This window comes from Rhodopseudomonas infernalis (genome assembly GCF_022271405.1).
In the GTDB taxonomy this organism is placed as follows: Bacteria; Pseudomonadota; Alphaproteobacteria; order Rhizobiales; family Xanthobacteraceae; genus Rhodopseudomonas; species Rhodopseudomonas infernalis.
The window spans coordinates 12,510-37,691 of record NZ_JAJNAL010000045.1; the positions used below are offsets into that span (position 1 = coordinate 12,510).

The window sequence follows — 25,182 nt, forward strand, 5'->3', positions numbered from 1 at the left end:
CGCCCCGTCATTCCGGGGCGCCCGCCCTTGCGGGCGAACCCGGAATCCAGAGGTTGTGGCAACGCTCCCATCACCACATCGAGATTCCGGGTTCGCGCCAAGAGGCGCGCCCCGGAATGACGGTGCTGGTGGAGCCCCCGCTCTGGCGGAAAAGTCACACCCGGCAACCATCGTCATGGCCTCCGTTGACAGCCGCACCGCGAGCCGTGATGTTACACTATTACGTCGCGTGGCTGGACAGGCCGACCGACGGGGGCTGGTGGGCATGAACTGGGTGCGGGCGAATCTGAGGCTGGGGGCACGGCTGGCGCTGATCGCGCTGGCGATCCAGTTCGCCGCTGCGTTCGGCCATTTCGATGCCGTGGCGACCTCGCACCAGCAGGTCGTCGCCGCCGCTGTCTCCGACACCTCCGCTCCCGACCACCACGATGGCGCTGCCGACCTTTGCGCGATCTGCGCCGTGGTGGCGATGGCCAATGCGATGCTCGATGCGTCGCCGCCGGCCTTACCGCTGCGGGCCAGCGATGCCCTGCGTCACCACCTGGCGGCCTTCGCGGCGATCGAGGCCGCCCCGCAGCCCGGCGGCTTTCAGCCTCGCGCGCCGCCTCTGTCCTGACTTTCCTCGAAACGCGTCGTGCGCCGCACCCTGGTTGGTGAGGCGCAGTCCATCCGTATTCGATCTGCCTTGCGCAGAGACCGGCCCGTAGCGGCCGGCCAGTCAGGACTAGAGTCACACCATGTCGTTCTCCCTTCGACGCGCCTTCCTGCTCGGAGGCGCGGCTTTCGCCGGCTTCCACAGCCTGCCGGCGGCCCCCGCGTTCGCCCAGCAGGCCGCCACCCCCCTTCCCGAGGTGACCGTGACTGCGCCGAGCCCGATCGTGCGCCGGCACACGGCTCCGCCCGCGCGTCCAGCCACCCGGGTTGCGGCCCCGGCCCGGCAACGCGGCCCCGCTCCGGTCGAAGCGCCGCCCGTGGTGGCGCAGCCGGCGGCGCCGCTGCCCGGCACGCTGCCGATCGTCACCGATCAGTTCGCCACCGTCACGGTGGTGCCGAACGAGGAAATCCGCCGCAACGGCGGCGGCACGCTCGGCGATCTGCTCAACAACAAGCCCGGCATCACCGGCTCGAGCTACGCGCCCGGCGCGTCCAGCCGGCCGATCATCCGCGGCCTCGACGTCAACCGCGTCAGCATCATCGAGAACGGCATCGGCAGCAACGGCGCCTCCGATCTCGGCGAAGACCATTTCGTGCCGATTGATCCGCTCGCCACCAATCAGGTCGAGGTGATCCGCGGCCCGGCGACGCTGCGCTATGGCTCCACCGCGATCGGCGGCGTGGTCAGCGCCACCAACAATCGCATCCCCGACGCACTGCCGCCTTGCGCGCAGCCATTCCAGAGCTATGGCCTGCCGACCAAGGCACCCGTGATCGGCGGGTCGCCGGGCTGCATGAATGCCGAGGTCCGCACTGCGGTCAGTTCGGTCGACCGCGGCGTCGAAGGCGCGGTGCTGCTGGACGCGGCCGGCAACAACGTCGCGGTCCATGCCGACGTCTATGGCCGCAACGCCAGCGACTACAACGTGCCGAGCTACCCGTATGCGCAGCCTGGCCTGCCGTTCAATGGCCGCCAGCCGAATTCGGCCGCAACCGCGGCGGGCGCCTCGATCGGCGGCTCCTATCTGTTCGACGGCGGCTTCATCGGCGCGTCGATCACGCAGAACAATTCGCTCTATCACATCCCCGGCGTCGAAGGCTCGCAGGTCGGCACGCGGATCGACGCCAAGCAGACCAAGTTCAACGCCAAGGGCGAGTATCGCCCGGATGCGGCGGCGATCGATGCGATCCGGTTCTGGGTCGGCGCCACCGACTACAAGCACAACGAAGTCGGCCAGGCGACGGCCGGCGATCCGACCACCGACGGCGTCCGCCAGACCTTCACCAACCGCGAGCAGGAAGGCCGGCTCGAAGTCCAGCTGACGCCGTTCAACGCCGGCTTCGCGGCGGTGACCACCGCGGTCGGCGTCCAGGCGAGCCATCAGGAACTGACCGCGCCGAGCCCGGACGATCCGGGCAGCCCGCTCAACGGCCTGTTCGATCCCAACAAGAACACCAAGGTCGCAGGCTACGTCTTCAACGAGCTGCAGTTCACCAACACCACCAAGGCGCAGGTCGCGGGACGGATCGAGCACGTCAATCTGTCGGGGACCACGCCGTCGTCGATACCCGAATTGTTCGACCTCAGCGCCGATCCGAGTACGATCGGCGCCTCGGTGGGGCAGAACAAGTCGTTCACGCCGAAGAGCTTCAGCCTCGGCCTAATCCAGGCGCTGCCGTGGGGGCTGTCGGCCAGCATCACCGGCCAGTATGTCGAGCGCGCGCCCAAGCCGGCCGAGCTGTTTTCGCGCGGCGGCCACGATGCCACCGAGACCTTCGACATCGGCAATCCCAATCTCGGCATCGAGACAGCCAAGTCGATCGAGGTGGGCCTGCGCCGCGCCGAGGGACCGTTCCGCTTCGAGATCACAGCCTACTACACCAAGTTCAGCGGCTTCATCTATCGGCGGCTGACCGGTAACACCTGCGAGGATGGCGCCTGCCAACTTGGCGAAGGGCTGGAGCTCAACCAGGCGATCTACTCGCAGCGCGACGCCACCTTCCGGGGCGGCGAATTCCAGAGCCAGCTCGATGTGGCGCAGATCTACGGCGGCACCTGGGGCATCGAGAACCAGGTCGACGTCGTCCGCGCCACCTTCGCGGACGGCACCAACGTGCCGCGGATCCCGCCGGTGCGGCTCGGCGGCGGACTGTTCTGGCGCGATGCCAACTGGCTCGCGCGGGTCAACCTGCTGCACGCCTTCGCCCAGAACGACGTTCAGCAGATCGCCGAAACCACGACGCCCGGCTACAATCTGCTGAAGGCCGAGGTGAGTTACCGCACCAAGCTCAATCCCAACGTCTGGGGCGCGCAGGAAATGCTTGTCGGCCTGGTCGGCAACAACCTGCTCAACGAAAACATCCGCAATTCGGTGTCCTACAGCAAGGACAACGTCCTGATGCCCGGCATCGGCGTCCGGGCGTTCGCAAATTTGAAGTTCTGAGCAAGCGCTGCCCTTGCCACACAACGTCATTCCGGGGCGCCCGCACTTGCGGGCGAACCCGGAATCCAGAGGTTGTTGCAACGTCCCCGTCCCCACGTCGAGATTCCGGGTTCGCCGCTGCGCGGCGCCCCGGAATGACGGCGTGGCAAAGCTACGCGCTGCGTGCCTTGCTCCAGTCCGGGCGGATCGGACCGTTCACGCCGTCGAATGCGGTGTCGACCAATTCAAGCACCAGCAGCCGGCCCGGGTCGACCGGGCCGGGCATCGTGACGCCGCCTCTGGGGATCTTCTTGAAGCCGACGCGGCTGTAGTACGGCTCGTCGCCGACCAGCACGATCAGCCGATGGCCCTGCGCACGGGCGTCCGAAATCGCGCGGTCGAGGAGCAGCCGGCCGACACCGCGCGAGCGGAACGGCGGCTCCACCGTCAGCGGTCCGAGCAGCAGCGCCGGCGTTTCGCCGATCATGATCGGCAGTTGGCGGACCGAGCCGACGAGAAGCGTGCCGATCCGCGCCGTGAACGACAGCGCGCAGATGTGGTCGACATGCTCGCGCAGCCGATAGGCGGACAGCGCGAACCGGCCGGGGCCGAAGGTACGCTCGTGCAACCGCTCGATTGCGTGGGCGTCGTTCGGCGTTTCGGGCAGGATGGTGAGGTTGAGATCGGTCATGGCGGACGCGCAATAGCACTGCCGCCGGGCGCGGTCCATCGCCCGGCGGCAGGTCTGGCGCAAGTCTGGCTGTCAGGCGCCGGCTTGTGCCCGCTCGTGGGGGCGGCCGTCGCCATTGCCGCTCCCAGGCTCGTGCTCCTGCGGGGCGAGTTGCGGCGAGCGCGTCATCGACAGCGCGCGGTCGCGTGCGAGATAGAGGGTCTGCGACGCCAGCGCGAAGCCGGTGCCGGCCTCCTCGACCAGTTCCATCAGGCGCAGCGACAACTCTTCCTGAGCCTCGAGAAACTCATCCATATCTACGGCATGGATGTAGGAAAAGATCTCGACTTTCAGCGAATTCGGCCCGAAGCCGACCATCCGCACCCGGCCGGGGCTTTCGACCTTGGGGTGCTCCACCAGCAAATCGCGCATCGACGCCATCAGCGTGCGCAACTGGTCGGGCGTGGTCTCGTAACGGAGATCGAGAGTCGGATGATACCAGAACTTGTCGCGCCGGCTGAAGTTCTCGATCGGCAGGGCCGCGAGGTTGCCGTTCGGCACCGTGATCAACGTGCGATCCAGCGTGCGGATCCGCGTCGAGCGCATGCCGATGTCCTCGATCGTCCCCAATGTCTCGCCGAACTTGCAGAAGTCGCCGACCCGCATCGGCTGATCGGTGACCAGCGTCAGGCTGCCGACCAGATGTTCGATGGTCTTCTGCGCGCCGAGAGCGATGGCGATACCGCCGATACCGAGAGCGGCAAGGCCGGCCGTGACGTTGTAGCCGAGCGCATTGAGACCCGCGATCACCGCGAAAGCGACCAGCGCGAACTTCACGGCGCGCCGTACGAAGGTGACGGCCGACAGCATCGACAGCCGCCCGCGCAACGTCATCCGCGCGATGGTGAAATCACCCACCGCATCGACCACACGCCAGATGATCCAGGACAATGCGATCCAGCCGATGATCTCGGTGACGCTCGACATGTGCTGCCGCGCGACGATCGAGACGCCCGTCAGCACCATCGTGACCCGCAGCATCCAGACAGTGAAGAACAGCCGGATCGGAAACGCCGACGCGCTCAGCACCCGGCGGATCCGCGAGTCCTGGCGATTGCGGATGCGGAACACCACCCACAGCAGCGACGAGATGATCGCCCACACCAGCAGGAACGAGACCACCGCGAGCACCAGCACGGCGATCCAATGGCCGGCCGGCACGCCGGCGAAGCGATAATCGTCCCGCAGCGAGTACGGCAGCAGACGGTCGACCACACTCGAAATCACGGTGCGTGACAGCGACGGCAATTCGGCCACCGTGCGGGACGACACCATCCAGATCTTATTGCCGTCCTTGTCCGTCACCTGCTGGGCGATCAGGTCGACCGAGCCGCTCGAGGTGCGAACCGCGCCGAATTTATCCTGATCCGGCGGCAAGCCGTCATCGACATCGCCGGCCGGTTCCGAACTCAGCCGCAGCCGGGAGAACACATAGCCGCCCTGGTCGAGAATGCGCTGCAGCTGCTGCGCGACGCTGGGGCCCCAGGCGCCCTTCTCCTGACTGAGATCGAGATATTGCGCGGCCTTTTCGTAATTCTGCTCGGCGGCCGCACTGATAAAGCCTGTCACCATGCCGGCCGGGGTATCGCGGCCGAGCGGATCGGCCACCTTCTCGGTCTTCGCGGCCGGATCGGAGCCGTTGCCGCCTGGGGTCGGAATTTGTGCGAACGCGACGTTGGTCGCCAGAATTGCCCAAACGATCAGCAATGATCGAACAATGGCCGTTACGGTTGCCGTCAAACCTCGTCCTTTCGAAAAAACTGGTAATGCGGCGTTCTGACCAGAGAAATGAGCCCTAGATGTGATCACCGCGACTATATCGGGATCACCGACTGCTCATTCGTCCTTCACCGCCAAGTCGGCCTCAACCGCCAAGTCGGCCTTCAACGCCAAGTCGGCCGGGCGGGGTGGCCCGCGAGCACTTCGGCGATCCGCAACCTGGTTCCGGTCGTGGTGTCCTCCGGGAGTTCAGCCGGATCGAAGAAGCCCGACGCGATGATCTCGCGGTTGGGCTCTGGCGGCCGATCCTGGCGGAACTGCCGCACCACATAGACCGCGACATGATCCCGCGGCGACACATGACTGTTCAGGAAGATGCCGTGCAGCTCCGGATCGCCCGTGAGTTCAATCCGGCCCTCTTCCATCAGTTCCCGGCGCAGCGCGTCCACGAAGGTCTCGCCGACCTCGACGCCGCCGCCGGGCAGATGCCAGCCGCTGACATAGGAGTGCTGGATCAGGAAGACCTGGTTCTGCGCGTCGAGAACGAGCCCGCGGGCGCCCAGCGTCATGCCGCGCGCGAACCGCCAGTACAGATGGAACACCCGCCGCAGCGCCGGCTCGAGCTTCAATCGCAACGTCTGCTGGGCCGCCAAGAGATCTGGTCCTCAGAGAAGAGCAGCGCGGTTCGCTTGCGCCGGGGGTCCGAGCTTGCCAAAACTGAACCGATTTTGACAGGCGGGATTGCCCCGTGGGGCGGCGGAAGCAAACAGCAATGACCTTCACTCTGGCGCATCTGTCCGACCCGCATCTACCGCTGCCGCCGAAGCCGCGCTATCGCGAGCTCGCCAGCAAGCGCGCGCTCGGCTACCTCAACTACACCCGCAACCGCCACGCCATTCATCGACGCGACATTCTCGACACGCTGGTCGGCGACATCCAGGCGCAGCAACCCGACCACATCGCGCTCACCGGCGACCTCCTGAACATTTCGCTCAGCGGCGAATTCGATCCGGCGCGGCAATGGCTCGAAACCGTCGGGCCGCCCGACCATGTCAGCGTCGTGCCGGGCAACCACGACTCCTACGTTACATCGACGGCGCTGCGGTTCGGCGAGGACTTCGCCGCCTATCTCAGCGGCGACGACGGCGTCGCCGGCTTTCCGTATCTGCGCCGGCGCGGCAATGTGGCGCTGATCGGCGTCTCGAGCGCGGTGCCGACCGCACCGTTCATGGCCACCGGCCGGCTCGGCAGCGCGCAGCGCGCCAAGCTCGAAATCCTGCTCGCAGGTCTGTCGGATCAGCCTGTGTTTCGCGTGCTGATGATCCATCATCCGCTGCGATCGCGGTCACGCTTCAAGCGACTGACGGATTCGCGGGAGCTGATCGCGCTGCTGCAGCGCTACCCGGTGGAGCTGGTGCTGCACGGCCACGACCACGTCCACGCCACGATCTGGATCGACACGCCGAGACATCCCATTCCGGTAATCGGCGTGCCGTCCGCCTCCGCGTTCAACGACCACCATCGCCCATCGGCCGCCTACAATTTCTTCACGATCAGCGAAGCCGGCACCGGCTGGCGCTGCGAACACCGCAGCCGCGGCTTCGCCGGCACCGAAACCGTGCAGGAGCTGCGCGACCCGGTGCTGTTGTAGGTCGCCTCCTCCGCCGCCGTCATTGCGAGCGCAGCGAAGCAATCCAGGCGCCGAGCACGGGGCTGGATTGCTTCGTCGCTTCGCTCCTCGCAATGACGGGGAGAGTTCTGCTGAAACGTACTAGGCGTCCGCCGATCACACGCTCCGCAGCGCCGCGAACAGCGCGATGGCGAACAGCGCCAGGGCGCCGGCGATGAAGCCGAGCACGAACACCCAGAAGCCGCCGCGGCGCTTGTCCTCCAGGACCGGAGCGGCCGGTGCAGCGGGTCCGGGCAGCGGCGTCGCCGCCGCCAGCGCGTGGTCGCGCTCGATCAGGCGGCGGGCGACATAGCTGGTGATGGCGTCGACGATCACGGCCGCCTGATGCGATTCGGCCAGCACGATGCGGCCGTAGCGGGTGTCCTGGACGAACCGATACACCCGCTTGTCGCGGCCCATCATCACGTGGGCGACGACATCGATCCACAGCCGCGGCGTGTCGCCCTGGCTGAGGCCGCGGTCGAACAGGTCGACGTCATCGGGGATCTCGGAAAACAGCGGGTCGAGCGCCTCGTTGAGGATCTCCAGCCGGGCGATCTCGGCGTCGCGCAGGTCGACCACCACGCCAGTGCGGTCCGCCGCCTCGATCCGGGCCTGGCGCAGCGCATCGCGCAGCCGCATCGGCCGCGCCTGCTCCGCCTCGGTGATCCTGTTCTGCGCGTCCGCCATCCGATGCCCGGCCCGACTGTACCGGATTAACCTATCAGCAACCATGTGCGCCGCAAAGGCCGTGATCCTGCAAGGATTTGCGGCAAGCGGTCCGGGCGCGAGCGGCGCCCGCTGCGGCAGCGGAACCCGCCGCGAAGGTCGACGCCGCATCCGCTCGGCCGTCCAGAACGACGATGGCGGCCCCACCGGGTTCACCGGTGAGACCGCCAAAGTCCTTGGACGTCTTCTTAGCTCGTAGAGAGGCTCAGGCCGTCGCGCGGTTCGGCTCTTCGACGATGGAGAACCGCACGCCCGCCTTGTGCCGGTTTTCTTCGGAGACGACCTTCCAGGCTTCTTCGGCCTCTTTGCGTGTCTTGAACGGGCCCTGCACCTGGGCCGATCCTTCGACGAGCTTGTGGAAGTTCATCGAACCGAACTCGCCGCCGATCACCCAGAAATTGCTGCCGGACATGTTTGTCTCCTGATTTTTACCGTTAGCCGAACTGATTCATCGTGTTGTGCGCGCCGCCGGCCTTCAGAGCCGCCTCGCCGGCGAAGTATTCCTTGTGGTCGTCGCCGATGTTCGAGCCGGCCATGTCCTGATGCTTGACGCAGGCGATGCCCTGACGAATCTCCTGGCGCTGCACATTCTTGACATAACCCAACATGCCCTGATCGCCGAAATATTCCTTGGCGAGGTTGTCGGTCGACAGCGCAGCCGTATGGTAGGTCGGCAACGTGATCAGATGATGGAAGATGCCGGCGCGCTTGGCCGAATCCGCCTGGAAGGTGCGGATCAGCTCGTCGGCTTCCTTCGCCAGCGGGGTATCGTCGTATTCCGCCTTCATCAACTCGGCGCGATTGTACTGGCTGACGTCCTTGCCGGCCTTCTTCATCTCGTCATAGACCTGCCAACGGAAGTTGAGCGTCCAGTTGAACGACGGCGAGTTGTTGTAGGCCAGCTTCGCGTTCGGGATCACTTCGCGCACCCGGTCGACCATCGAGGCGATCTGCTCGATGTTCGGCTTTTCGGTCTCGATCCACAGCAGGTCGGCGCCGTTCTGCAGCGAGGTGATGCAGTCGAGCACGCAGCGATCCGCACCGGTGCCTTCGCGGAACTGATACAGGTTGCTGGGCAGACGCTTCGGGCGCAGCAGCTTGCCGCCGCGGCTGATGATCACGTCGCCATTGCCGACCTTGGTGGCGTCGACCTCTTCGCAATCCAGGAAGCTGTTGTACTGGTCGCCGATGTCGCCCGGCTGATGGCTGACGGCGATCTGCTGGGTAAGGCCTGCGCCGAGCGAGTCGGTGCGGGTGACGATGATGCCGTCTTCGACGCCGAGTTCGAGGAAGGCGTGGCGGCAGGCGCGGATCTTCGCCAGGAAGACCTCGTGCGGCACCGTCACCTTGCCGTCCTGATGGCCGCACTGCTTCTCGTCGGACACCTGGTTCTCGATCTGCAGCGCGCAGGCGCCGGCTTCGATCATCTTCTTGGCGAGCAGGTAGGTCGCCTCGGCATTGCCGAAGCCGGCGTCGATGTCGGCGATCACCGGCACGACGTGGGTCTGGAAATTGTCGATCTGCGCGATCAGTGCGGTTTCCTTGGCCTTGTCGCCGGCCTTGCGGGCGGCGTCGAGCTCGCGGAAGATCGCGTTGAGTTCACGCGAATCGGCCTGGCGCAGGAAGGTGTAGAGCTCTTCGATCAGCGCCGGCACCGAGGTCTTCTCGTGCATCGACTGGTCGGGCAGCGGGCCGAACTCGGAACGCAGCGCCGCGATCATCCAGCCGGAGAGATACAGGTAGGTGCGGTCGGTCTTGCCGAAATGCTTCTTGACCGAGATCAGCTTCTGCTGCGCGATGAAGCCGTGCCAGCAGCCCAGCGACTGGGTGTACTTGGTGCTGTCCTCGTCATAGGCCGCCATGTCGGCGCGCATCTGCGCAGCGGTGTAGCGCGCGATATCGAGACCGGTCTTGAAGCGGTTCTGCAGCCGCATGCGGGCGATGGCTTCGGCCTTGACGCCATTCCAGGTCGGCTTGTCCTTGAGCAAGGCTTCGGCCGCTTCGATTTCGCTCTGGTAGGTGCTCGGAGCGTGGATGGCGCTGATGCCGCGTGGCTGGAAGTTCATGACATGATCCCTTCGTGACGACAAAACCGCATCGCACTGTCTCAACATTCGTGACAGCGCGCTGCGAAACGTGTCGATACGTAAACGCGAGATCCGCAAAGACGTACAGACCTCTTGCGAACGAATGGTGATGTCATGTAACTTCAGTACATGTAACAAATGTAATTTTGTAAATTTTGTAAATTTCGCCCAAATGAGCTGAAAGGAACTCAGATGGCCGGCGACTCCGGGAAAAAGCTGTTCGTCGGGCCGCGATTCCGGCGAATCCGCCAGCAGCTCGGTCTGTCACAGACCCAGATCGCCGAAGGTTTGGGGATTTCGCCCAGCTACGTCAACCTGATCGAGCGCAACCAGCGCCCTGTGACAGCCCAGATCCTGCTGCGGCTGGCCGAAACCTACGATCTCGACCTGCGCGACCTCGCCACCGCCGACGAGGACCGGTTCTTCGCGGAACTCAACGAGATCTTCTCCGACCCGCTGTTCCGGCAGATCGACCTGCCCAAGCAGGAGCTGCGCGACCTCGCCGAGCTGTGCCCCGGCGTCACCCATTCGCTGCAGCGCCTCTATGCCGCCTATACCGAGGCCCGCCGCGGCGAGACCATGGTGGCGGCCCAGATGGCCGATCGCGAGCAGATCCGCTACGAGGCCAACCCGATCGAGCGCGTCCGCGACCTGATCGAGGCCAACCGCAATTATTTCCCCGAACTCGAGCAGGCCGCCGAGACGGTCCGCGACGAGCTCAATGTCGGCTCGCAGGAGCTGTTCGGCGCGCTCGCCGACCGCCTGCGCGAGCGCCACTCGATCACGACGCGGATCATGCCGGTCGACGTCATGCGCGAGACGCTGCGCCGCTTCGACCGCCACCGCCGGCAGCTGCTGATCTCCGAACTGGTCGACTTCCAGGGCCGTGCCTTCCAGGCCGCGTTCCAGACCGGGCTGACCGAATATGGCAGCGTGATGGACGGCATCGTCGCCCGCACCGGCTCGCTCGACGACGGCGCGCGGCGGCTGTTCCGCATCTCGCTCGGCAATTACTTCGCCGCCGCCGTGATGATGCCCTACGCGGCGTTCCACGCCGCCGCCGAGCAGCTCAGCTACGACGTCAATGTGCTGGCGCAGCGCTTCAACGCCGGCTTCGAACAGGTCTGCCACCGCCTCACCACGTTGCAGCGCCCGAACGCGCGCGGCGTGCCGTTCTTCCTGCTGCGCGTCGACAACGCCGGCAACGTCTCCAAACGGTTCTCGTCCGGCACCTTCCCGTTCTCGAAATTCGGCGGCACCTGCCCGCTGTGGAATGTGCACTCGACCTTCGACACCCCGGACCGTCTCCTCAAGCAGGTGATCGAACTACCCGACGGTAGCCGCTACTTCTCGATCGCCCAGATGGTCCGCCGCCCGGTGGCGCCGCATCCGCAGCCGCAACCGCGCTTCGCACTCGGCCTCGGCTGCGAAATCCGCCACGCCTCGAAACTGATCTACGCCGCCGGCATGGATCTGGAAAAAGCCGAAGGCACCCCGATCGGCGTCAACTGCCGCCTCTGCGAACGCGAACACTGCTCGCAAAGGGCCGAGCCACCGATTACGCGGACGCTGATTTTGGATGAGAACACGCGACGGGCGAGCAGCTTTGCGTTTAGTAACGCGAGGGAATTGTGATCTGGCGACCGTAACGCGGTTGTGTTACAGTTACCCATGCCAGCAAGATCCCGCACCAAGTCTACGACTGGTCCAGCCACCAAGCAGACGGCACGGCCGCCGGCCGCGACTGCCGCGCGCAAGGCCGTCAAGAGCGGTTACATCAACGCCCGCGTCGAGCCGAAACTCAAGAAAAGCGCCGAAGCGGTGCTCGATAAGCTCGGACTCTCGACCACCGATGCGGTGACGATCTTTCTCAAGCAGGTCGTCGCTCATAAAGGGCTGCCCTTTCCGGTGAAGCTTCCTAACAAGGAGACCATCCGCGCTTTACGTGATGCCGAACGCGGGCGGGTCACGCGGTTCAGCGGCACAACCGAAGAATTCTTCGCCCATCTGGATAAGAAAACTCGCTGAACGAGTGTCATGAAAGAGCTGGACCATACTGGCTCGTTCAAACGCGACTACAAGCGGATCAAGAAGCGTGGTTATGATCTGTCGAAATTGTCGACGGTCATCGACCTTCTGCGACGGGACATACCTCTGCCCGCTTCCAATCGGCCACACGCCCTCAAAGGCCGGTGGCGTGGCTTTCTGGAATGTCACCTCGAGCCAGATTGGCTGCTGATCTATCAGACCGACGAACAAAGCGTGCTGCTCGCAAGGACGGGCACGCACTCCGATCTGTTCGATGAATGAGCTTGGCAACTTATCCAAGCCGTCATGGCCGGGCTTGACCCGGCCATCCATCCCGCCAAGACTCGTCGTTCTGATTTGATGAATCCCCGGGTCGAGCCCGGCGATGACGTTTGGTGAGGTGGTGATGCTGCGGCTCGATTTGGCGGTTCGACAATTGCGCAGGTCCGGAACCGCGGCGGTCGGCGCGGCGACGCTCGCAATGACGCTGTCGCTCGCCTCCCCCGCTTTCGCCCAGCGCGGCGCCTCCTGCCATGGCGGGCAGAGCTTCGATCAATTCCTCGCCGGGCTGAAGCAGCAGGCGGTCGCCGCCGGGGTGTCGCAGCGGGCGATTGCGCAGGCGTCGCCGTATCTCGTCTACGACCAGGGCATCGTCAACCGCGATCGCGGGCAGCGGGTGTTCGGGCAGATCTTCACGGTGTTCGCCGGACGGATGGCGACCGAAGGCCGCCGCGTCAAAGGCCAGCAGTTGATCAAGCAGCACGCCCAGGCGTTCGCGCGCGCCGAGAAGGAGTATGGCGTGCCGCCGGCGGTGATCGCCGCGTTCTGGGCGCTGGAAAGCGATTTCGGCGCGGTACAAGGAAATCTATCCACGCTGCGCTCGCTGGTGTCGCTGGCCTATGACTGCCGCCGCTCCGAGATGTTTCAGGCCGAAACCATCGCGGCCCTGAAGATCGTCGACCGCGGCGATCTTTCGCCGGACGAGATGATCGGCTCGTGGGCCGGCGAGCTCGGCCAGACGCAATTTCTGCCGCGGCACTACTACGACTACGCGGTCGACTATGACGGCAACGGCCACCGTGACCTGCTGCACAGTGCGCCCGACGTGATCGGCTCGACCGCGCACTACATCGCGGCCGGCCTGAAATGGCGCCGCGGCGAGCCGTGGCTGCAGGAAGTGCAGGTCCCGGCCAATCTTCCATGGGATCAGGCGGATCTGCTGGTGAAGCAGCCGCGCACCCAATGGGCGCAATGGGGCGTGACCTATCCGGACGGCCGGCCGCTGCCGAAGGACGAGATGCCGGCGTCGCTGCTGCTGCCGATGGGCCGCCACGGCCCGGCGTTCCTCGCCTACGCCAACTTCGCCGCCTACACGGAATGGAATAACTCGCTGATCTACTCGACCACCGCGGCGTATCTCGCCACCCGCATCGCGGGCGCGCCGGCGATGCGCAAACCCTCCGCGCAGGTTGCGCAGCTGTCGTTCAACGAGATGAAGCAGCTCCAGCAATTGCTGGCGCGCGCCGGTTTCGACGTCGGCAAGGTCGACGGCATCCTCGGCCAGCAGACCCGCACCGGCGTCAAGGCGATGCAGATCAAATACGGCCTGCCCGCAGACTCCTGGCCGACCGCCGAGTTACTGACCCGGATGGGCGGCTCGGCGTCGTCCGCGCCCTCCGCCTCGGCCGAACCGCCATTCCGCCCGGCCGCCCCGCAGCCGGCGCAGCGTCAGCGCCGCCTGCCGCCGCCTTTCCCGCAATAGCTAAATTTCATCTGCCGGTACGTTCCAACTTTCGCCGTCTTGCTCTAGGGTCGCGCACAACGACATCCGGAGGAACAACGTGCGTCATTTGTCCATCCTTGCTGCCGCCGCCCTCGCGCTGACCTCCACGGTCGCCGCCCGCGCCGATGATCTCAAGATCGCCCTGATTTACGGCAAGACTGGCCCGCTCGAGGCCTACGCCAAGCAGACCGAGACCGGCCTGATGATGGGGCTGGAATACGCCACCAAGGGCACGATGACGCTCGACGGCCGCAAGATCGTCGTCATCACCAAGGACGATCAAAGCAAACCGGATCTCTCCAAGGCCGCGCTCGCCGAGGCCTATCAGGACGACGGCGCCGACATCGCGATCGGCACCTCGTCGTCGGCTGCGGCGCTGGCCGACCTGCCGGTCGCCGAAGAGAACAAGAAGATCCTGATCGTCGAGCCCGCGGTCGCCGACCAGATCACCGGCGAGAAGTGGAATCGCTACATCTTCCGCACCGGCCGCAACTCCTCGCAGGACGCGATCTCCAACGCGGTGGCGATCGGCAAGCAGGGCGTCACCATCGCCACGCTGGCGCAGGACTACGCGTTCGGCCGCGACGGCGTCGCCGCCTTCAAGGAGGCCCTCGGCAAGACCGGCGCCACCCTTGCCGCCGAGGAATACGTGCCCACTACCACGACGGACTTCACCGCGGTCGGCCAGCGCCTGTTCGATGCGCTGAAGGACAAGCCCGGCAAGAAGATCATCTGGGTGGTGTGGGCCGGCGGCGGCGATCCCTTGACCAAGCTGCAGGACATGGACCCGAAGCGCTACGGCATCGAGCTGTCGACCGGCGGCAACATCCTGCCCGCGCTCGCCGCCTACAAGCGCCTGCCCGGCATGGAAGGCGCGACCTATTACTACTACGACATCCCCAAGAACCCGATCAACGATTGGCTCGTGACCGAGCATCAGAAGCGCTTCAACGCGCCGCCGGACTTCTTCACCGCGGGCGGATTCTCGGCCGCGATGGCGGTGGTCACCGCCGTGCAGAAGGCGAAGTCGACCGACACCGAGAAGCTGATCGCCGCGATGGAGGGCATGGAGTTCGACACGCCCAAAGGCAAGATGATGTTCCGCAAGGAAGACCATCAGGCGCTGCAGAGCATGTATCACTTCAAGGTCAAGGTCGACCCGGCGCTGGCCTGGGCCGCCCTCGAGCCGGTGCGCGAGCTGAAGATCGAGGACATGACCATCCCGATCAAGAATAAGCGCTAACAGCCACCAGGGAGTCATTCCGGGGCGCGCGAAGCGCGACCCCGGAATCCCGAGGTTGTGGCGACGAGATTCCGGGTTCGCGAGCTTCGCTCGCGCCCCGGAATGACGAACTCTGACGTTGTGCCGGATCAAGCCGCTTACCCATGACCAGCCTCGAAACCCAATCCCTCACCATTCGCTTCGGCGGCCATGTCGCGGTCGATGGGGTGAGCTGTGCGTTTGCGCCGGGCGAGCTGACCGCGATCGTCGGGCCGAACGGCGCCGGCAAGACGACGTACTTCAACCTGATATCCGGCCAGCTGAGGCCGAGCGCCGGCCGCATCCTGTTCGACGGCGCGGACATCACCAAAATGACCGCGCCGCTGCGCACCCGCGCCGGACTCGGCCGCGCGTTTCAGCTGACGAATCTGTTTCCCAATCTTTCCGTCGAGGAAAACGTCCGGCTCGCGGTGCAGGCGCATAGCGGCACGCATTATGACATGCTGCGGCCGTGGCGCACCCGGCGCGACCTGATCGACCGCGCCGACGCCATCCTCGGCAGCGTGGCGCTGGGCGCGCGCCGCAGCGTCGCCGCCACCGCGCTGTCGCACGGCGACCAGCGCAAGCTCGAAGTCGCGCTGATGATGGCGCTGGAGCCGAAGGTCTACATGTTCGACGAGCCGACCGCCGGCATGAGCGTCGACGAAGTCCCGGTGGTGCTCGACCTGATCGCGCGGCTGAAAGCTGATCCGAGCAAAATCATCCTGTTGGTCGAACACAAGATGGACGTCGTCCGCTCCCTCGCCGACCGCATCATCGTGCTCCACCACGGCAAACTCGTCGCCGACGGCAAGCCCGCCGACGTGATCGCCTCGCCGATCGTGCAAGAGGCCTATCTCGGCATCGCGCCGGGGAAGAGTGCGGCGTGAGGGGGATGGCGATCGTGATGGACTCTCAAGTGTTGGCCCCTAACTCTCCCCGCTTGCCAGCGCGCTCCCTCTCCCGCTTGCTGGAGAGGGTTGGGGTGAGGGCGACGCGGGCACTGTGCCTGGGGCACCCCCACCCCCGCCCCCTCCCCGCAAGGGGGAGGGGAGCGGAGGCGCCTCGTTACTTGGCGAGTGCCGCATGAGCGATCTGCTGACGTTGTCCGGCGTCCACACCAATATCGGCCGCTATCACATTCTGCAGGGCGTCGATTGCGTCGTGCCGGAAGGCCAGACCACGATGCTGCTCGGCCGCAACGGCGCCGGCAAGACCACGACACTGCGCACCATCATGGGCCTGTGGCCGACGTCGAAAGGCGAGATCACGCTGGCCGGCCGGCGCATTGAGGCGATGGCGACGCCGGAGATCGCGCGGCTCGGGATCGGCTACGTGCCGGAGACGATGGCGGTGTTCTCCGACCTCACCGTGAAGGAAAACCTGATCCTCGCCGCCCGCGAGCAGGCGATCGACACCGCGCGGCTCGACTGGATCTTTGGCTTCTTCCCGGCGCTGCGCAAATTCTGGCTGTCGCGTGCCGGCTCGCTGTCCGGCGGGCAGAAGCAGATGCTGTCGATCGCCCGCGCCATCATCGAGCCGCGCAAGCTGCTGCTGATCGACGAACCGACCAAGGGGCTGGCGCCGGCGATCATTGGCGCGCTGATCGAGTGCTTCGCCGAGATCAAGCGCAGCGGCGCCACCATCCTGCTGGTCGAGCAGAACTTCCACGTCGCCCAGCAGATCGGCGATACCGTGCTGGTGATGGACAACGGCATGATCGTGCACCGCGGCGCCATGGCCGCCCTCGCCGCCGACGTGCCGCTGCAGGAACGCCTGCTCGGCCTCAGCCTGGAGGCGCATCAGTGAGTTCTTGCTCTCGCCCTTTCCCCGTCATTGCGAGGAGCGCAGCGACGAAGCAATCCAGCGCCGTGCACTGGAGTGGATTGCTTCGCTTCGCTCGCAATGACGACGGAGTTCTATCATGACCGACATCCCCGCTCCCTCCGCCTCCGAGACGCTGCCGCAGGCGAAGCGCGATCTGCTTCCCGTACTGCTGCCGTTGATCCTGGCGCTGCTGATGCTGCCGCTGGTCGGCTCGTTCTCGTCATGGGTGACGCTGACGATCGCCTCGCTGGCGATGGGGATGATGATCTTCACCATGGCGTCCGGCCTGACGCTGGTGTTCGGGCTGATGGACGTGCTGAACTTCGGCCACGGCGCCTTCATTTCGGTCGGCGCCTACATGGCCACGCTGGTGCTGCTGCCGCTCGCGGCGATGTCGCAGACGGATTCGCTGCTGACCAATCTGGCGGTGCTGGCGCCGGCGGCGCTGGCCGCGATGGCGGTGTCGGGCGCGCTCGGCCTCGTCGTCGAGCGCGTGCTGATCCTGCCGGTGTATGGCCAGCATCTGAAGCAGATCCTGATGACCACCGGCGGCCTCATCGTGGCCGAGCAGGCGCTGTACGCGCTGTGGGGACCGCAGATCATTCCGCTGCCGCTGCCGACCTCGCTGCGCGGCTCGTTCATCATCGGCGACGTCGCGATCGCCAAATATCGCCTGCTGGTGATGCTGGTCGGGCTCATCGTGTTCGTCAGCATCCAGCTGACGCTGAACCGCACCAAGATCGGCCTGTTGATCCGCGCCGGCGTCGAGAACCGCGAGATGGTCGAAGCGCTCGGCTATCACGTCAAGCGGCTGTTCCTCGGCGTGTTCATGGTCGGCTCGGCGCTGGCCGGGCTCGGCGGCATCATGTGGGCGCTGTATCGCGAGCAGGTCCACGCCTCGATGGGCAACGAGCTCACCGTGCTGATCTTCATCGTCGTGATTATCGGCGGGCTCGGTTCGGTCGGCGGCTGCTTCATCGGCGCGCTGCTGGTGGCGATGGTCGCCAATTACGGCGGCTTCCTGGTGCCGAAGCTGGCACTGGTGTCCAACATCCTGCTGATGGTCGCGATTCTGATGTGGCGGCCGCGCGGGCTCTATGCGGTGACAAGTCGATGATGATCCTGTCGGGCGATCCGCCGCGCAGCCGGGTGCTGTCTCTGCTGCTGATCGCGATCGTGGTGGTGCTGGCGATCACGCCGTTCCTGTTTCCCGGCGCCAAGCCGCTCAACGTCGCCGCCAAGATCTGCATCTTCGCAGCGCTGGTGGCGTCCTACGACCTATTGCTCGGCTACACCGGCACGGTGTCGTTCGCCCACACGATGTTCTACGGCATCGGCTCCTACGCGGTGGCGATCGCGCTGTACGGGATGGGGCCAAGCTGGACGGCCGTCGGCGCCGGCATCGTGATCGGCCTGCCGCTGGCGGCGCTGCTGGCGCTGGCGATCGGGCTGTTCTCGCTGCGCGTCGAGGCGATCTTCTTCGCCATGATCACGCTGGCGGTCGCCTCCGCGTTCCTGGTGCTGGCGTCGCAATTGTCGTGGCTGACCGGCGGCGAGGACGGCCGCAGCTTCAGCCTGCCCGAGCTGCTGCGGCCCGGCACGGTCTTCATCAAGGATTTCTTCGGGGTGCGGATCAACGGCCGGATCCTGACCTACTACATCATCCTGGTCGGCTGCGCCGGCATGATCCTGGCGCTGCTCCGGGTGGTGAACTCGCCGTTCGGCCGGGTGCTGCAGGCGGTCCGCGAGAACCGCTTCCGCGCCGAGGCGCTCGGCTATCGCACCGTCTTCCACCTCACTTACGCCAACGTGCTGGCCGCGCTGGTCGCCGCCGCGGCCGGCGTGCTCAACGCGATGTGGCTGCGCTATGCCGGGCCCGACACCTCGCTGAGCTTCTCGATCATGCTCGACATCCTGCTGATGGTGGTGATCGGCGGCATGGGCACGATCTACGGCGCGGTCATCGGCGCCACCATCTTCATCCTGGCGCAGAATTACCTGCAGGCGCTGATGGGCGCCGCCTCGACGGCCGCCGCTGACGCCGGCCTGCCGCTGCTGCCCGGCCTGCTGCACCCGGACCGCTGGCTGCTGTGGCTCGGGCTGCTGTTCGTCGCCAGCGTGTATTTTTTCCCGACCGGGATCGTCGGCCGGCTGCGCGGGTCGCAAAAATCAGCCGGATAGGCCACGACCAAGGTCGTAGACGCATGGCTCCTGCGCGTTCCTGACGCGCCAGCGGACCGGTATCATCTGAGCCAGATCAATTGCGTGTGCAACTGCACAAAGTATCCTGTTGCCGTTTTGGGGCGCCCTCCACGTTCAGCGCCCCTCTCGACGAGGACCTTCCGCCATTCCGATACCGAATCGGAGGATCGTCCGAGCAAACAGGAAGTTGAAAATGACACTGCTTATCGTGCTCACAGCACTGGCTTTCGCCGCCGCCATTGTGGTGGCACGCGTGCTCGCAACCGCCGCTCCGGCCGGCAGACTGGTGTCACAGGCCGCCGGCGCCGGCATCATGGTAGTCATGCCGATCGTCACGCTGGTGCTCGCCATCGTGCTCGCCAAATTCGGCATCGGCGGCGAAACCCTCGGGGCGAGCGAGATCCTGCGCACCGCCGCCCTCCCGGCATTCGGCACGCTGTTCGTGGCCCCGGTCGCCTTCTGGTTCTTCCGCCGGCAACGGCCGGCGCTGACCGCCAAGACCCGAGCCCGCACCGCGTCCGCTCATTGAACTGACGCCCGGCGGGGGTGAAAACCGCCTCCGCCGAGCGTCCTTCCCAGTACATTTCTCCTGCTTCCGGGCGCTGCATTTGGAAATCCGTCCAAATTCCATGCCGGCGCATCTATTTTCGGCAAACCCATTGTGTTGAGGGGTTCTCGCCCCCAGTTCCAGGCCATCCGCAATCTTCAGGAAGGCCCCATGTCCAAGCTTTTCGAGTCCTTCAAGCTCGGCCCGATCACCCTCGCCAACCGCGTGGTGATGGCACCGCTGACCCGCAACCGCGCCATTCCAGAAGGGTTGATCCCGAGCCCGCTGGCGGCCGAATATTACGGCCAGCGCGCCAGCGCCGGGCTGCTGATCACCGAGGCCAGCCAGGTGTCGCAGCAGGGCCAGGGCTATCAGGACACGCCCGGCATCTATTCGGACGCGCAGGTTGCAGCCTGGAAGAAGGTCACCGACGAGGTCCACAAGCGCGGCGGCAAGATCTTCATCCAGCTCTGGCACGTCGGCCGCATCTCGCATGTCGACCTGCAGCCGAACCACGGCGCGCCGGTCGCGCCCTCGGCCATCAAGGCCAACACCAAGACCTTCGTGGGCGGCAAGTTCGCCGACGTCTCCGAGCCCCGCGCGCTCGAGCTGAGCGAAATCCCGGGCATCATCGACGACTTCCGCAAGGGCGCCGCCAACGCCATCAAGGCCGGCTTCGACGGCGTCGAGATCCACGGCGCCAACGGCTATCTGCTCGACCAGTTCGCCCGCGACAGCAGCAATAAACGCACCGACCAATATGGCGGCTCGATCCAGAACCGCGCCAAGCTGATGCTCGAAGTCGCCGCCGCCGTCGCCAAGGAGATCGGACCGGAGCGCACCGGCATCCGCATCTCGCCCGTGACCCCGGCCAACGACGTGACCGACAGCAACCCGCAGCAGCTATTCGACTACATCACCGACGAGCTGAACAAGCTGAAGCTGGTCTACATCCACGTCATCGAAGGCGCCACCGGCGGCCCGCGCGACGTCGCGCCGTTCGACTACGCCTCGCTGCGCAAACGCTTCAGCGGCGCCTATATCGGCAACAACGCCTACGACCTCGCGCTCGCGAACCAGCATCTCGACTCGGGCGCGGCCGACCTGATCGCGTTCGGCAAACCGTTCATCTCGAATCCAGACCTGGTCGAGCGCCTCAAGCAGGGCGCCCCGCTCAACGAGCCCGACAAGGCAACCTTCTACGGCGGCGGCCCCAAGGGCTACACCGACTACCCGACGCTGGAGTCGGCCCAGGCGGCGCAGTAAGCCGCCCAGCCCCACCCACCGTCATTCCGGGATGCGCCGCGCAAGCGGCGCAATAAGCCACACACACCGTCATTCCGGGGCGCGAGCGCAGCTCGCGAACCCGGAATCCAGAAGTTGTGACGATGAGATCCCGGGCTCGCTCGCTGTCGCGAGCGCCCCGGGATGACTCGTGGAGGGGCTTTGCTCATCAAAAAGGCCGGGATCGCTCCCGGCCTTTCGCGTGTATGCGTCGTCCGCAGCCGATCAGCTCGGATACAGCGTCTGGGTGTTGGCGATGGTGATCATGGTCACGGCGAGCGTGTTGATCAGGCCGCCGAGATACGGGTTGTTGGTGGCGCGATAGATCTTGCGGGCGATCACCGCGGTGACGAACAGGATCACCACGATCGGAATCATGTAGATGCCCTCCATCGCCTGGATGAACGGGCTCATCTCGCCGGTGGAGAAGAACGTACCGTATTGCAGCAGCAGCACGATGACGCCGCCGAGCACGTTGAACAGCCCCACCACCGTGGTGTTGACCCATTCGCGGCCGAGCAGCGTGAAGCGGTCGAACGCGTTCAGCGCCACCGAGTTGGCGACGAAGTACAGGCCGAACAGCGGCAGCATCGCCAGTACGAACGGAATGCGGTCGACACCGAACGGCTTCACCGCCAGCACCCACAGCCGGAAGTCCACCTTCAGCAGATAGTCGGCCGCGAACACGATCGCATAGGCCGCCGCCACCACGGTGACCGCCAGCAGCACCGTCAGCCAGAGCTTGCGCGCCGGGATCGTCACGCCCGCCGCCGCCGCGTCCATGCCGTCGCGCTTGCCGGCCGTCCGGTAGTACGCCCACATGAACAGGATCGCGAACAGACCGTTGACGGCGGCCCAGATACCGATGAACAGCGGCGGATACTGCGTGCGGAAGCCGGGCTGCAGGTTCTGCACAGGATCGAACAGCAGCAGATAAGAGCCGGCCGAAACGATCGCCGACACCAGCAGGCCGCCCCACAGCCAGCGCTGGCCGGACGTGGTGGCAATCGGGCCGACCGGACCGGCCGGCGTGCGCAGCGGCGCGAACGTCTTCGTCTCCAGCATCCACTTGGTGAACGCCACCAGGAAGATCGCGAAGGCGATCAGGCCGAGGCTGTTGAAGGCTTCCTTGTACTGCCAGATCTGGGCGTGGCTATCGATCGGCATCGGCGCGCCGAACACGCGATCGAAGAATTCGACGATCCGCGCCGTCGATCGCTCCGAGAACGGCGCCCACGGATGCGTCATGTTCTGGAACATGTAGATGATGCGCGAGGCCTGCTTGCCGTCGATCGCCTCGGTGTAGACCGCATCGGCGACGCGCTTGTCGCTCACCGCTTTCGGATCGGCACCGAAATGCAGAAACGACTGCGCGTTGTCGGTCGACAGGAACGCACCGGGCTTGCTCATCTTGCCGTCGGCGCCCTTCTGCCGGAAGAAGAACTCGTCCCATTCGTCCGCGATGATGCCGACGTGGCGCGAGCCGTAGTCGTTGAAATACGCTTTCGTCTTCGGGTCGATGTAGGTGGCGTCCGCGGTCTGCAGCAGCACGGCCGACACCAGCGGCTTGTCGCGCTTGTTGTCGAACGGCATCGACCAGTTGGCGGAGCGGCCGCCGAACGAATGCCCGGTGATGCCGATCTTGTCCTTGTCCACATAGGGCAGCGACGCGATCAGCTCGACGGCGTCATACATGCCGGTGGCGCGGGCGCGGTCGCGCTGCGGGCCGGTCACCACCTGCGAAAAGCCGTGGCCATACATGTCGATGGCGAGCACCACGTAGCCGCGGCGCGCAAGCTCAACATAGGTCGAGTCCTGCATCTCGCGGCTGTTGAGCATGCCGTGGCTGGTGACGATTCCCGGCACCGGCTTGTCGGCGCTGACACCCTTCGGCTTGAACAGCAGCGCACTGAGCACCAGGCCGGACGGCGTTTCCCAGCGCAGATCGCGGACTTCGATCTGGCCGGCCGACGTCTGCACCAGCCAGGCGCCGATCGCGGAGACGAGGAATAAAATGAGCGAGATGGTCAGCCAGAACCGGTTTCGGTTCGGCGCAAGGGATGATCGCACGAGGGGTTTCCTTGTTGGAGTTTTTTTGCACGCAGTCGGTCGCTGCCGCCGTCGCGGGCGGTGCAACTTGCGTGGTCGCTTTGCGGGAGAAGCCGACGAGCCGGATCGGCTCCGATGGTCGTGGCTCCGGCGGTGAGCCGGAAACAACATCGGGGACAAAACTAAGAGGAGGCCGGAGACCGGCCTCCTCGCTGTCGGTGGGGCCTGCTTACTTCGCTTCGGCGCGCTTCGGCGGCGAGGCCGGCCAGGACTTGATCAGGGTGTCGTAGTCGACGGTTTCACCCTTCGGCTTTTCGTTCGCCAGCTTGCGCTGCGGAGCGATGTTGCCGTCCTTTTCCGACTTCGCGTACCAGTACTCGGCGGTCTCCTTCTTGTTCAGCTTCGGACCGCACTCGCCCTGCACCTTGGAGCGCTCGAGACGTTCCAGCACCGAATCCTGTGCCGCCGCCAGCGAGTCCATCGCCGCCTGCGGCGTCTTGGCACCGGACGACGCGTCGCCGATGTTCTGCCACCACAGCTGCGCCAGCTTCGGATAGTCCGGGATGTTGTTGCCGGTCGGCGACCACTGCACGCGGGCCGGCGAGCGATAGAACTCGATCAGGCCGCCCAGCTTGGGCGCACGCTCGGTGAACGACTTGTCCCAGATGTCGCTCTCACGGATGAAGGTGAGACCGACATGGCTCTTCTTAAGCGATACCGTCTTGGAGGTGATGAACTGCAGATACAGCCAGGCGGCCTTGCGGCGATCGGCCGGAGTCGACTTCAGCAGCGTGGCGGAGCCGACGTCCTGGTAGCCGAGCTTCATGCCCTCTTTCCAGTACGCGCCGTGCGGCGACGGCGCCATCCGCCACTTCGGCGTGCCGTCGGCATTCATCACCGGCAGACCGGGCTTCACCATGTCGGCGGTGAAGGCCGTGTACCAGAACATCTGCTGGGCGACGTTGCCCTGCGCCGGCACCGGCCCCGACTCCGAGAAGGTCATGCCCTGCGCCTGCGGCGGGGCATACTTCTTCATCCAGTCGAGATACTTGACGATCGAATAGACCGCCGCCGGACCGTTGGTGTCGCCGCCGCGCTCGATCGACGAGCCGACCGGACGGCAGCCTTCCATGCGGATGCCCCATTCGTCGACCGGCAGACCGTTCGGCAGGCCCTTGTCGCCGTTGCCGGCCATCGACAGCCAGGCGTCGGTGAAGCGCCAGCCGAGCGACGGGTCCTTCTTGCCGTAGTCCATGTGGCCATAGACTTTGACGCCGTTGATTTCCTTGATGTCGTTGGTGAAGAACTCGGCGATGTCCTCATAGGCCGACCAGTTGACCGGCACGCCGAGCTCGTAGCCGTACTTCGCCTTGAACTTGGCCTTGTAGTCCGGATTGGTGAACCAGTCGTAGCGGAACCAGTACAGGTTGGCGAACTGCTGATCCGGCAGCTGGTACATCTTCTTGTCGGGCGCCGTGGTGAAGGAGCGGCCGATGAAGTCGTCGATGTCGAGCATCGGATCGGTGACGTCCTTGCCCTCGCCGGTCATGTAGTCAGACAGCGCGACGGTCTGGTTGTAGCGGAAGTGCGTACCGATCAGGTCGCTGTCGTTGATCCAGCCGTCATAGACGTTCTTGCCGGACTGCATCTGGGTCTGCAGCTTCTCGACGACGTCGCCTTCCTGAATCAAATCGTGCTTGAGCTTGATCCCGGTGATTTCGGAGAACGCCTTGGCTAGCGTCTTGGCTTCGTACTCATGTGTCGTCAGCGTCTCGGAGACGACGTTGATGTCCATGCCCTTGAACGGCTCGGCAGCCTTGGCGTACCACTGCAGTTCCTTGAGTTGTTCTTCCTTCGACAGCGTCGAGGGCTGGAATTCCTCGTCGATCCACTTCTTCAGCACCGCATCGTCGGCGGACCATGCAGGCGCCGCCAGCGTCATCGACGCCGCGACCAATGCGGCCGCGCTCGCCATCGTCATCAGCCGCAACCGGCTGGGTCGGGTCTTACGTACGAGATTACGCATCCTTGGTTCCTCCGTTGAGCGACAGTCTTCAGTCCTGGGTTGATCCCAGGCCTGCTTCTCGTTCGCCGCTCACACCGTGCGGAAGATCGCAACGGCCGAGAGTAGCGACAGCCCCGTGGCGAGCCACAGGCTCGACACTTCGGTTCCTTCTCCGATCGGCAGCG

Annotated in this window: 22 protein-coding genes and 1 pseudogene; 14 read left to right on the forward strand and 9 right to left on the reverse strand. The window is 65.4% G+C overall.

Annotated elements, in window-relative coordinates:
- The first annotated feature begins 175 nt into the window (after positions 1 to 175).
- Entirely contained in the window at positions 176 to 616 is a 441-nt protein-coding gene (locus LPW26_RS22060) for a hypothetical protein (protein ID WP_238737831.1), read from the forward strand.
- 121 nt (positions 617 to 737) lie between these two features.
- Complete coding sequence (locus LPW26_RS22065; RefSeq protein ID WP_238737833.1) at positions 738 to 3,098, forward strand: TonB-dependent receptor; 2,361 nt, start codon at positions 738 to 740, stop codon at positions 3,096 to 3,098.
- A gap of 151 nt (positions 3,099 to 3,249) precedes the next feature.
- Here LPW26_RS22065 and LPW26_RS22070 read toward each other — a convergent pair whose 3' ends face one another.
- The 3 genes from LPW26_RS22070 to LPW26_RS22080 all read right to left on the reverse strand — a co-directional run bounded on the left by LPW26_RS22070 (position 3,250) and on the right by LPW26_RS22080 (position 6,179).
- A complete protein-coding gene (locus tag LPW26_RS22070) occupies positions 3,250 to 3,768 on the reverse strand; it encodes a GNAT family N-acetyltransferase (RefSeq protein ID WP_238737834.1) in 519 nt (172 codons plus the stop codon).
- Positions 3,769 to 3,840: 72 nt separating this feature from the next.
- Positions 3,841 to 5,514 carry a mechanosensitive ion channel family protein gene (locus tag LPW26_RS22075; RefSeq protein ID WP_238737835.1) on the reverse strand — a complete coding sequence of 558 codons (1,674 nt, stop codon included), beginning with the start codon at positions 5,512 to 5,514 and terminating at the stop codon, positions 3,841 to 3,843.
- Positions 5,515 to 5,690: 176 nt separating this feature from the next.
- Complete coding sequence (locus LPW26_RS22080) at positions 5,691 to 6,179, reverse strand: NUDIX domain-containing protein (protein ID WP_238737836.1); 489 nt, start codon at positions 6,177 to 6,179, stop codon at positions 5,691 to 5,693.
- Between the two features lie 119 nt (positions 6,180 to 6,298).
- Here LPW26_RS22080 and LPW26_RS22085 point away from each other — a divergent pair, with 119 nt between their 5' ends.
- Positions 6,299 to 7,177 carry a metallophosphoesterase family protein gene (locus tag LPW26_RS22085; protein WP_238737837.1) on the forward strand — a complete coding sequence of 293 codons (879 nt, stop codon included), beginning with the start codon at positions 6,299 to 6,301 and terminating at the stop codon, positions 7,175 to 7,177.
- A 135-nt stretch (positions 7,178 to 7,312) separates the two neighbouring features.
- Here the strand turns inward: LPW26_RS22085 and LPW26_RS22090 are convergent, their stop codons facing one another.
- The 3 genes from LPW26_RS22090 to LPW26_RS22100 all read right to left on the reverse strand — a co-directional run bounded on the left by LPW26_RS22090 (position 7,313) and on the right by LPW26_RS22100 (position 9,990).
- A complete protein-coding gene (locus tag LPW26_RS22090; protein ID WP_238737838.1) occupies positions 7,313 to 7,885 on the reverse strand; it encodes a hypothetical protein in 573 nt (190 codons plus the stop codon).
- A 244-nt stretch (positions 7,886 to 8,129) separates the two neighbouring features.
- The gene (locus LPW26_RS22095) at positions 8,130 to 8,336 is read right to left on the reverse strand and encodes a DUF4170 domain-containing protein (RefSeq protein WP_238737839.1); all 207 of its coding nucleotides are present in this window, start codon (positions 8,334 to 8,336) and stop codon (positions 8,130 to 8,132) included.
- A 22-nt stretch (positions 8,337 to 8,358) separates the two neighbouring features.
- The gene (locus tag LPW26_RS22100) at positions 8,359 to 9,990 is read right to left on the reverse strand and encodes an isocitrate lyase (RefSeq protein WP_238737840.1); all 1,632 of its coding nucleotides are present in this window, start codon (positions 9,988 to 9,990) and stop codon (positions 8,359 to 8,361) included.
- A gap of 213 nt (positions 9,991 to 10,203) precedes the next feature.
- Between LPW26_RS22100 and LPW26_RS22105 the strand changes: the two genes are divergently transcribed.
- The 11 genes from LPW26_RS22105 to LPW26_RS22155 all read left to right on the forward strand — a co-directional run bounded on the left by LPW26_RS22105 (position 10,204) and on the right by LPW26_RS22155 (position 20,925).
- Positions 10,204 to 11,646: a helix-turn-helix domain-containing protein gene (locus LPW26_RS22105; protein WP_238737843.1), complete on the forward strand. Its 1,443-nt coding sequence runs from the start codon at positions 10,204 to 10,206 to the stop codon at positions 11,644 to 11,646.
- 21 nt (positions 11,647 to 11,667) lie between these two features.
- A complete protein-coding gene (locus LPW26_RS22110; RefSeq protein WP_238737845.1) occupies positions 11,668 to 12,039 on the forward strand; it encodes a type II toxin-antitoxin system RelB/DinJ family antitoxin in 372 nt (123 codons plus the stop codon).
- 9 nt (positions 12,040 to 12,048) lie between these two features.
- Complete coding sequence (locus LPW26_RS22115; protein WP_238737847.1) at positions 12,049 to 12,321, forward strand: type II toxin-antitoxin system YafQ family toxin; 273 nt, start codon at positions 12,049 to 12,051, stop codon at positions 12,319 to 12,321.
- A gap of 103 nt (positions 12,322 to 12,424) precedes the next feature.
- Positions 12,425 to 13,801: a lytic murein transglycosylase gene (locus LPW26_RS22120; protein WP_238737848.1), complete on the forward strand. Its 1,377-nt coding sequence runs from the start codon at positions 12,425 to 12,427 to the stop codon at positions 13,799 to 13,801.
- Between the two features lie 79 nt (positions 13,802 to 13,880).
- Positions 13,881 to 15,065, forward strand: coding sequence for a substrate-binding domain-containing protein (locus LPW26_RS22125; protein WP_238737850.1), 1,185 nt, complete (start codon positions 13,881 to 13,883; stop codon positions 15,063 to 15,065).
- 143 nt (positions 15,066 to 15,208) lie between these two features.
- The gene (locus LPW26_RS22130; RefSeq protein WP_238737852.1) at positions 15,209 to 15,973 is read left to right on the forward strand and encodes an ABC transporter ATP-binding protein; all 765 of its coding nucleotides are present in this window, start codon (positions 15,209 to 15,211) and stop codon (positions 15,971 to 15,973) included.
- 196 nt (positions 15,974 to 16,169) lie between these two features.
- The gene (locus tag LPW26_RS22135) at positions 16,170 to 16,892 is read left to right on the forward strand and encodes an ABC transporter ATP-binding protein (protein WP_238737853.1); all 723 of its coding nucleotides are present in this window, start codon (positions 16,170 to 16,172) and stop codon (positions 16,890 to 16,892) included.
- Positions 16,893 to 17,007: 115 nt separating this feature from the next.
- Entirely contained in the window at positions 17,008 to 18,027 is a 1,020-nt protein-coding gene (locus LPW26_RS22140; protein WP_238737854.1) for a branched-chain amino acid ABC transporter permease, read from the forward strand.
- Entirely contained in the window at positions 18,024 to 19,091 is a 1,068-nt protein-coding gene (locus LPW26_RS22145; protein WP_238737856.1) for a branched-chain amino acid ABC transporter permease, read from the forward strand. Before LPW26_RS22140 ends, LPW26_RS22145 begins: the two co-directional genes overlap by 4 nt.
- Before the next feature lie 214 nt (positions 19,092 to 19,305).
- The gene (locus tag LPW26_RS22150; protein WP_238737857.1) at positions 19,306 to 19,641 is read left to right on the forward strand and encodes a sodium:proton exchanger; all 336 of its coding nucleotides are present in this window, start codon (positions 19,306 to 19,308) and stop codon (positions 19,639 to 19,641) included.
- Positions 19,642 to 19,830: 189 nt separating this feature from the next.
- Positions 19,831 to 20,925: an alkene reductase gene (locus LPW26_RS22155; RefSeq protein ID WP_238737858.1), complete on the forward strand. Its 1,095-nt coding sequence runs from the start codon at positions 19,831 to 19,833 to the stop codon at positions 20,923 to 20,925.
- Positions 20,926 to 21,168: 243 nt separating this feature from the next.
- Here LPW26_RS22155 and LPW26_RS22160 read toward each other — a convergent pair whose 3' ends face one another.
- From LPW26_RS22160 to LPW26_RS25435, 3 genes and pseudogenes are all read right to left on the reverse strand, one after another.
- On the reverse strand, positions 21,169 to 23,013 hold the full coding sequence (locus tag LPW26_RS22160) for an alpha/beta hydrolase family protein (protein ID WP_238737860.1): 1,845 nt from the start codon (positions 23,011 to 23,013) through the stop codon (positions 21,169 to 21,171).
- 208 nt (positions 23,014 to 23,221) lie between these two features.
- Positions 23,222 to 25,018, reverse strand: coding sequence for an ABC transporter substrate-binding protein (locus LPW26_RS22165; RefSeq protein WP_238737862.1), 1,797 nt, complete (start codon positions 25,016 to 25,018; stop codon positions 23,222 to 23,224).
- A gap of 69 nt (positions 25,019 to 25,087) precedes the next feature.
- Positions 25,088 to 25,182, reverse strand: a pseudogene (locus LPW26_RS25435) (DUF2160 domain-containing protein); the annotation flags it as partial.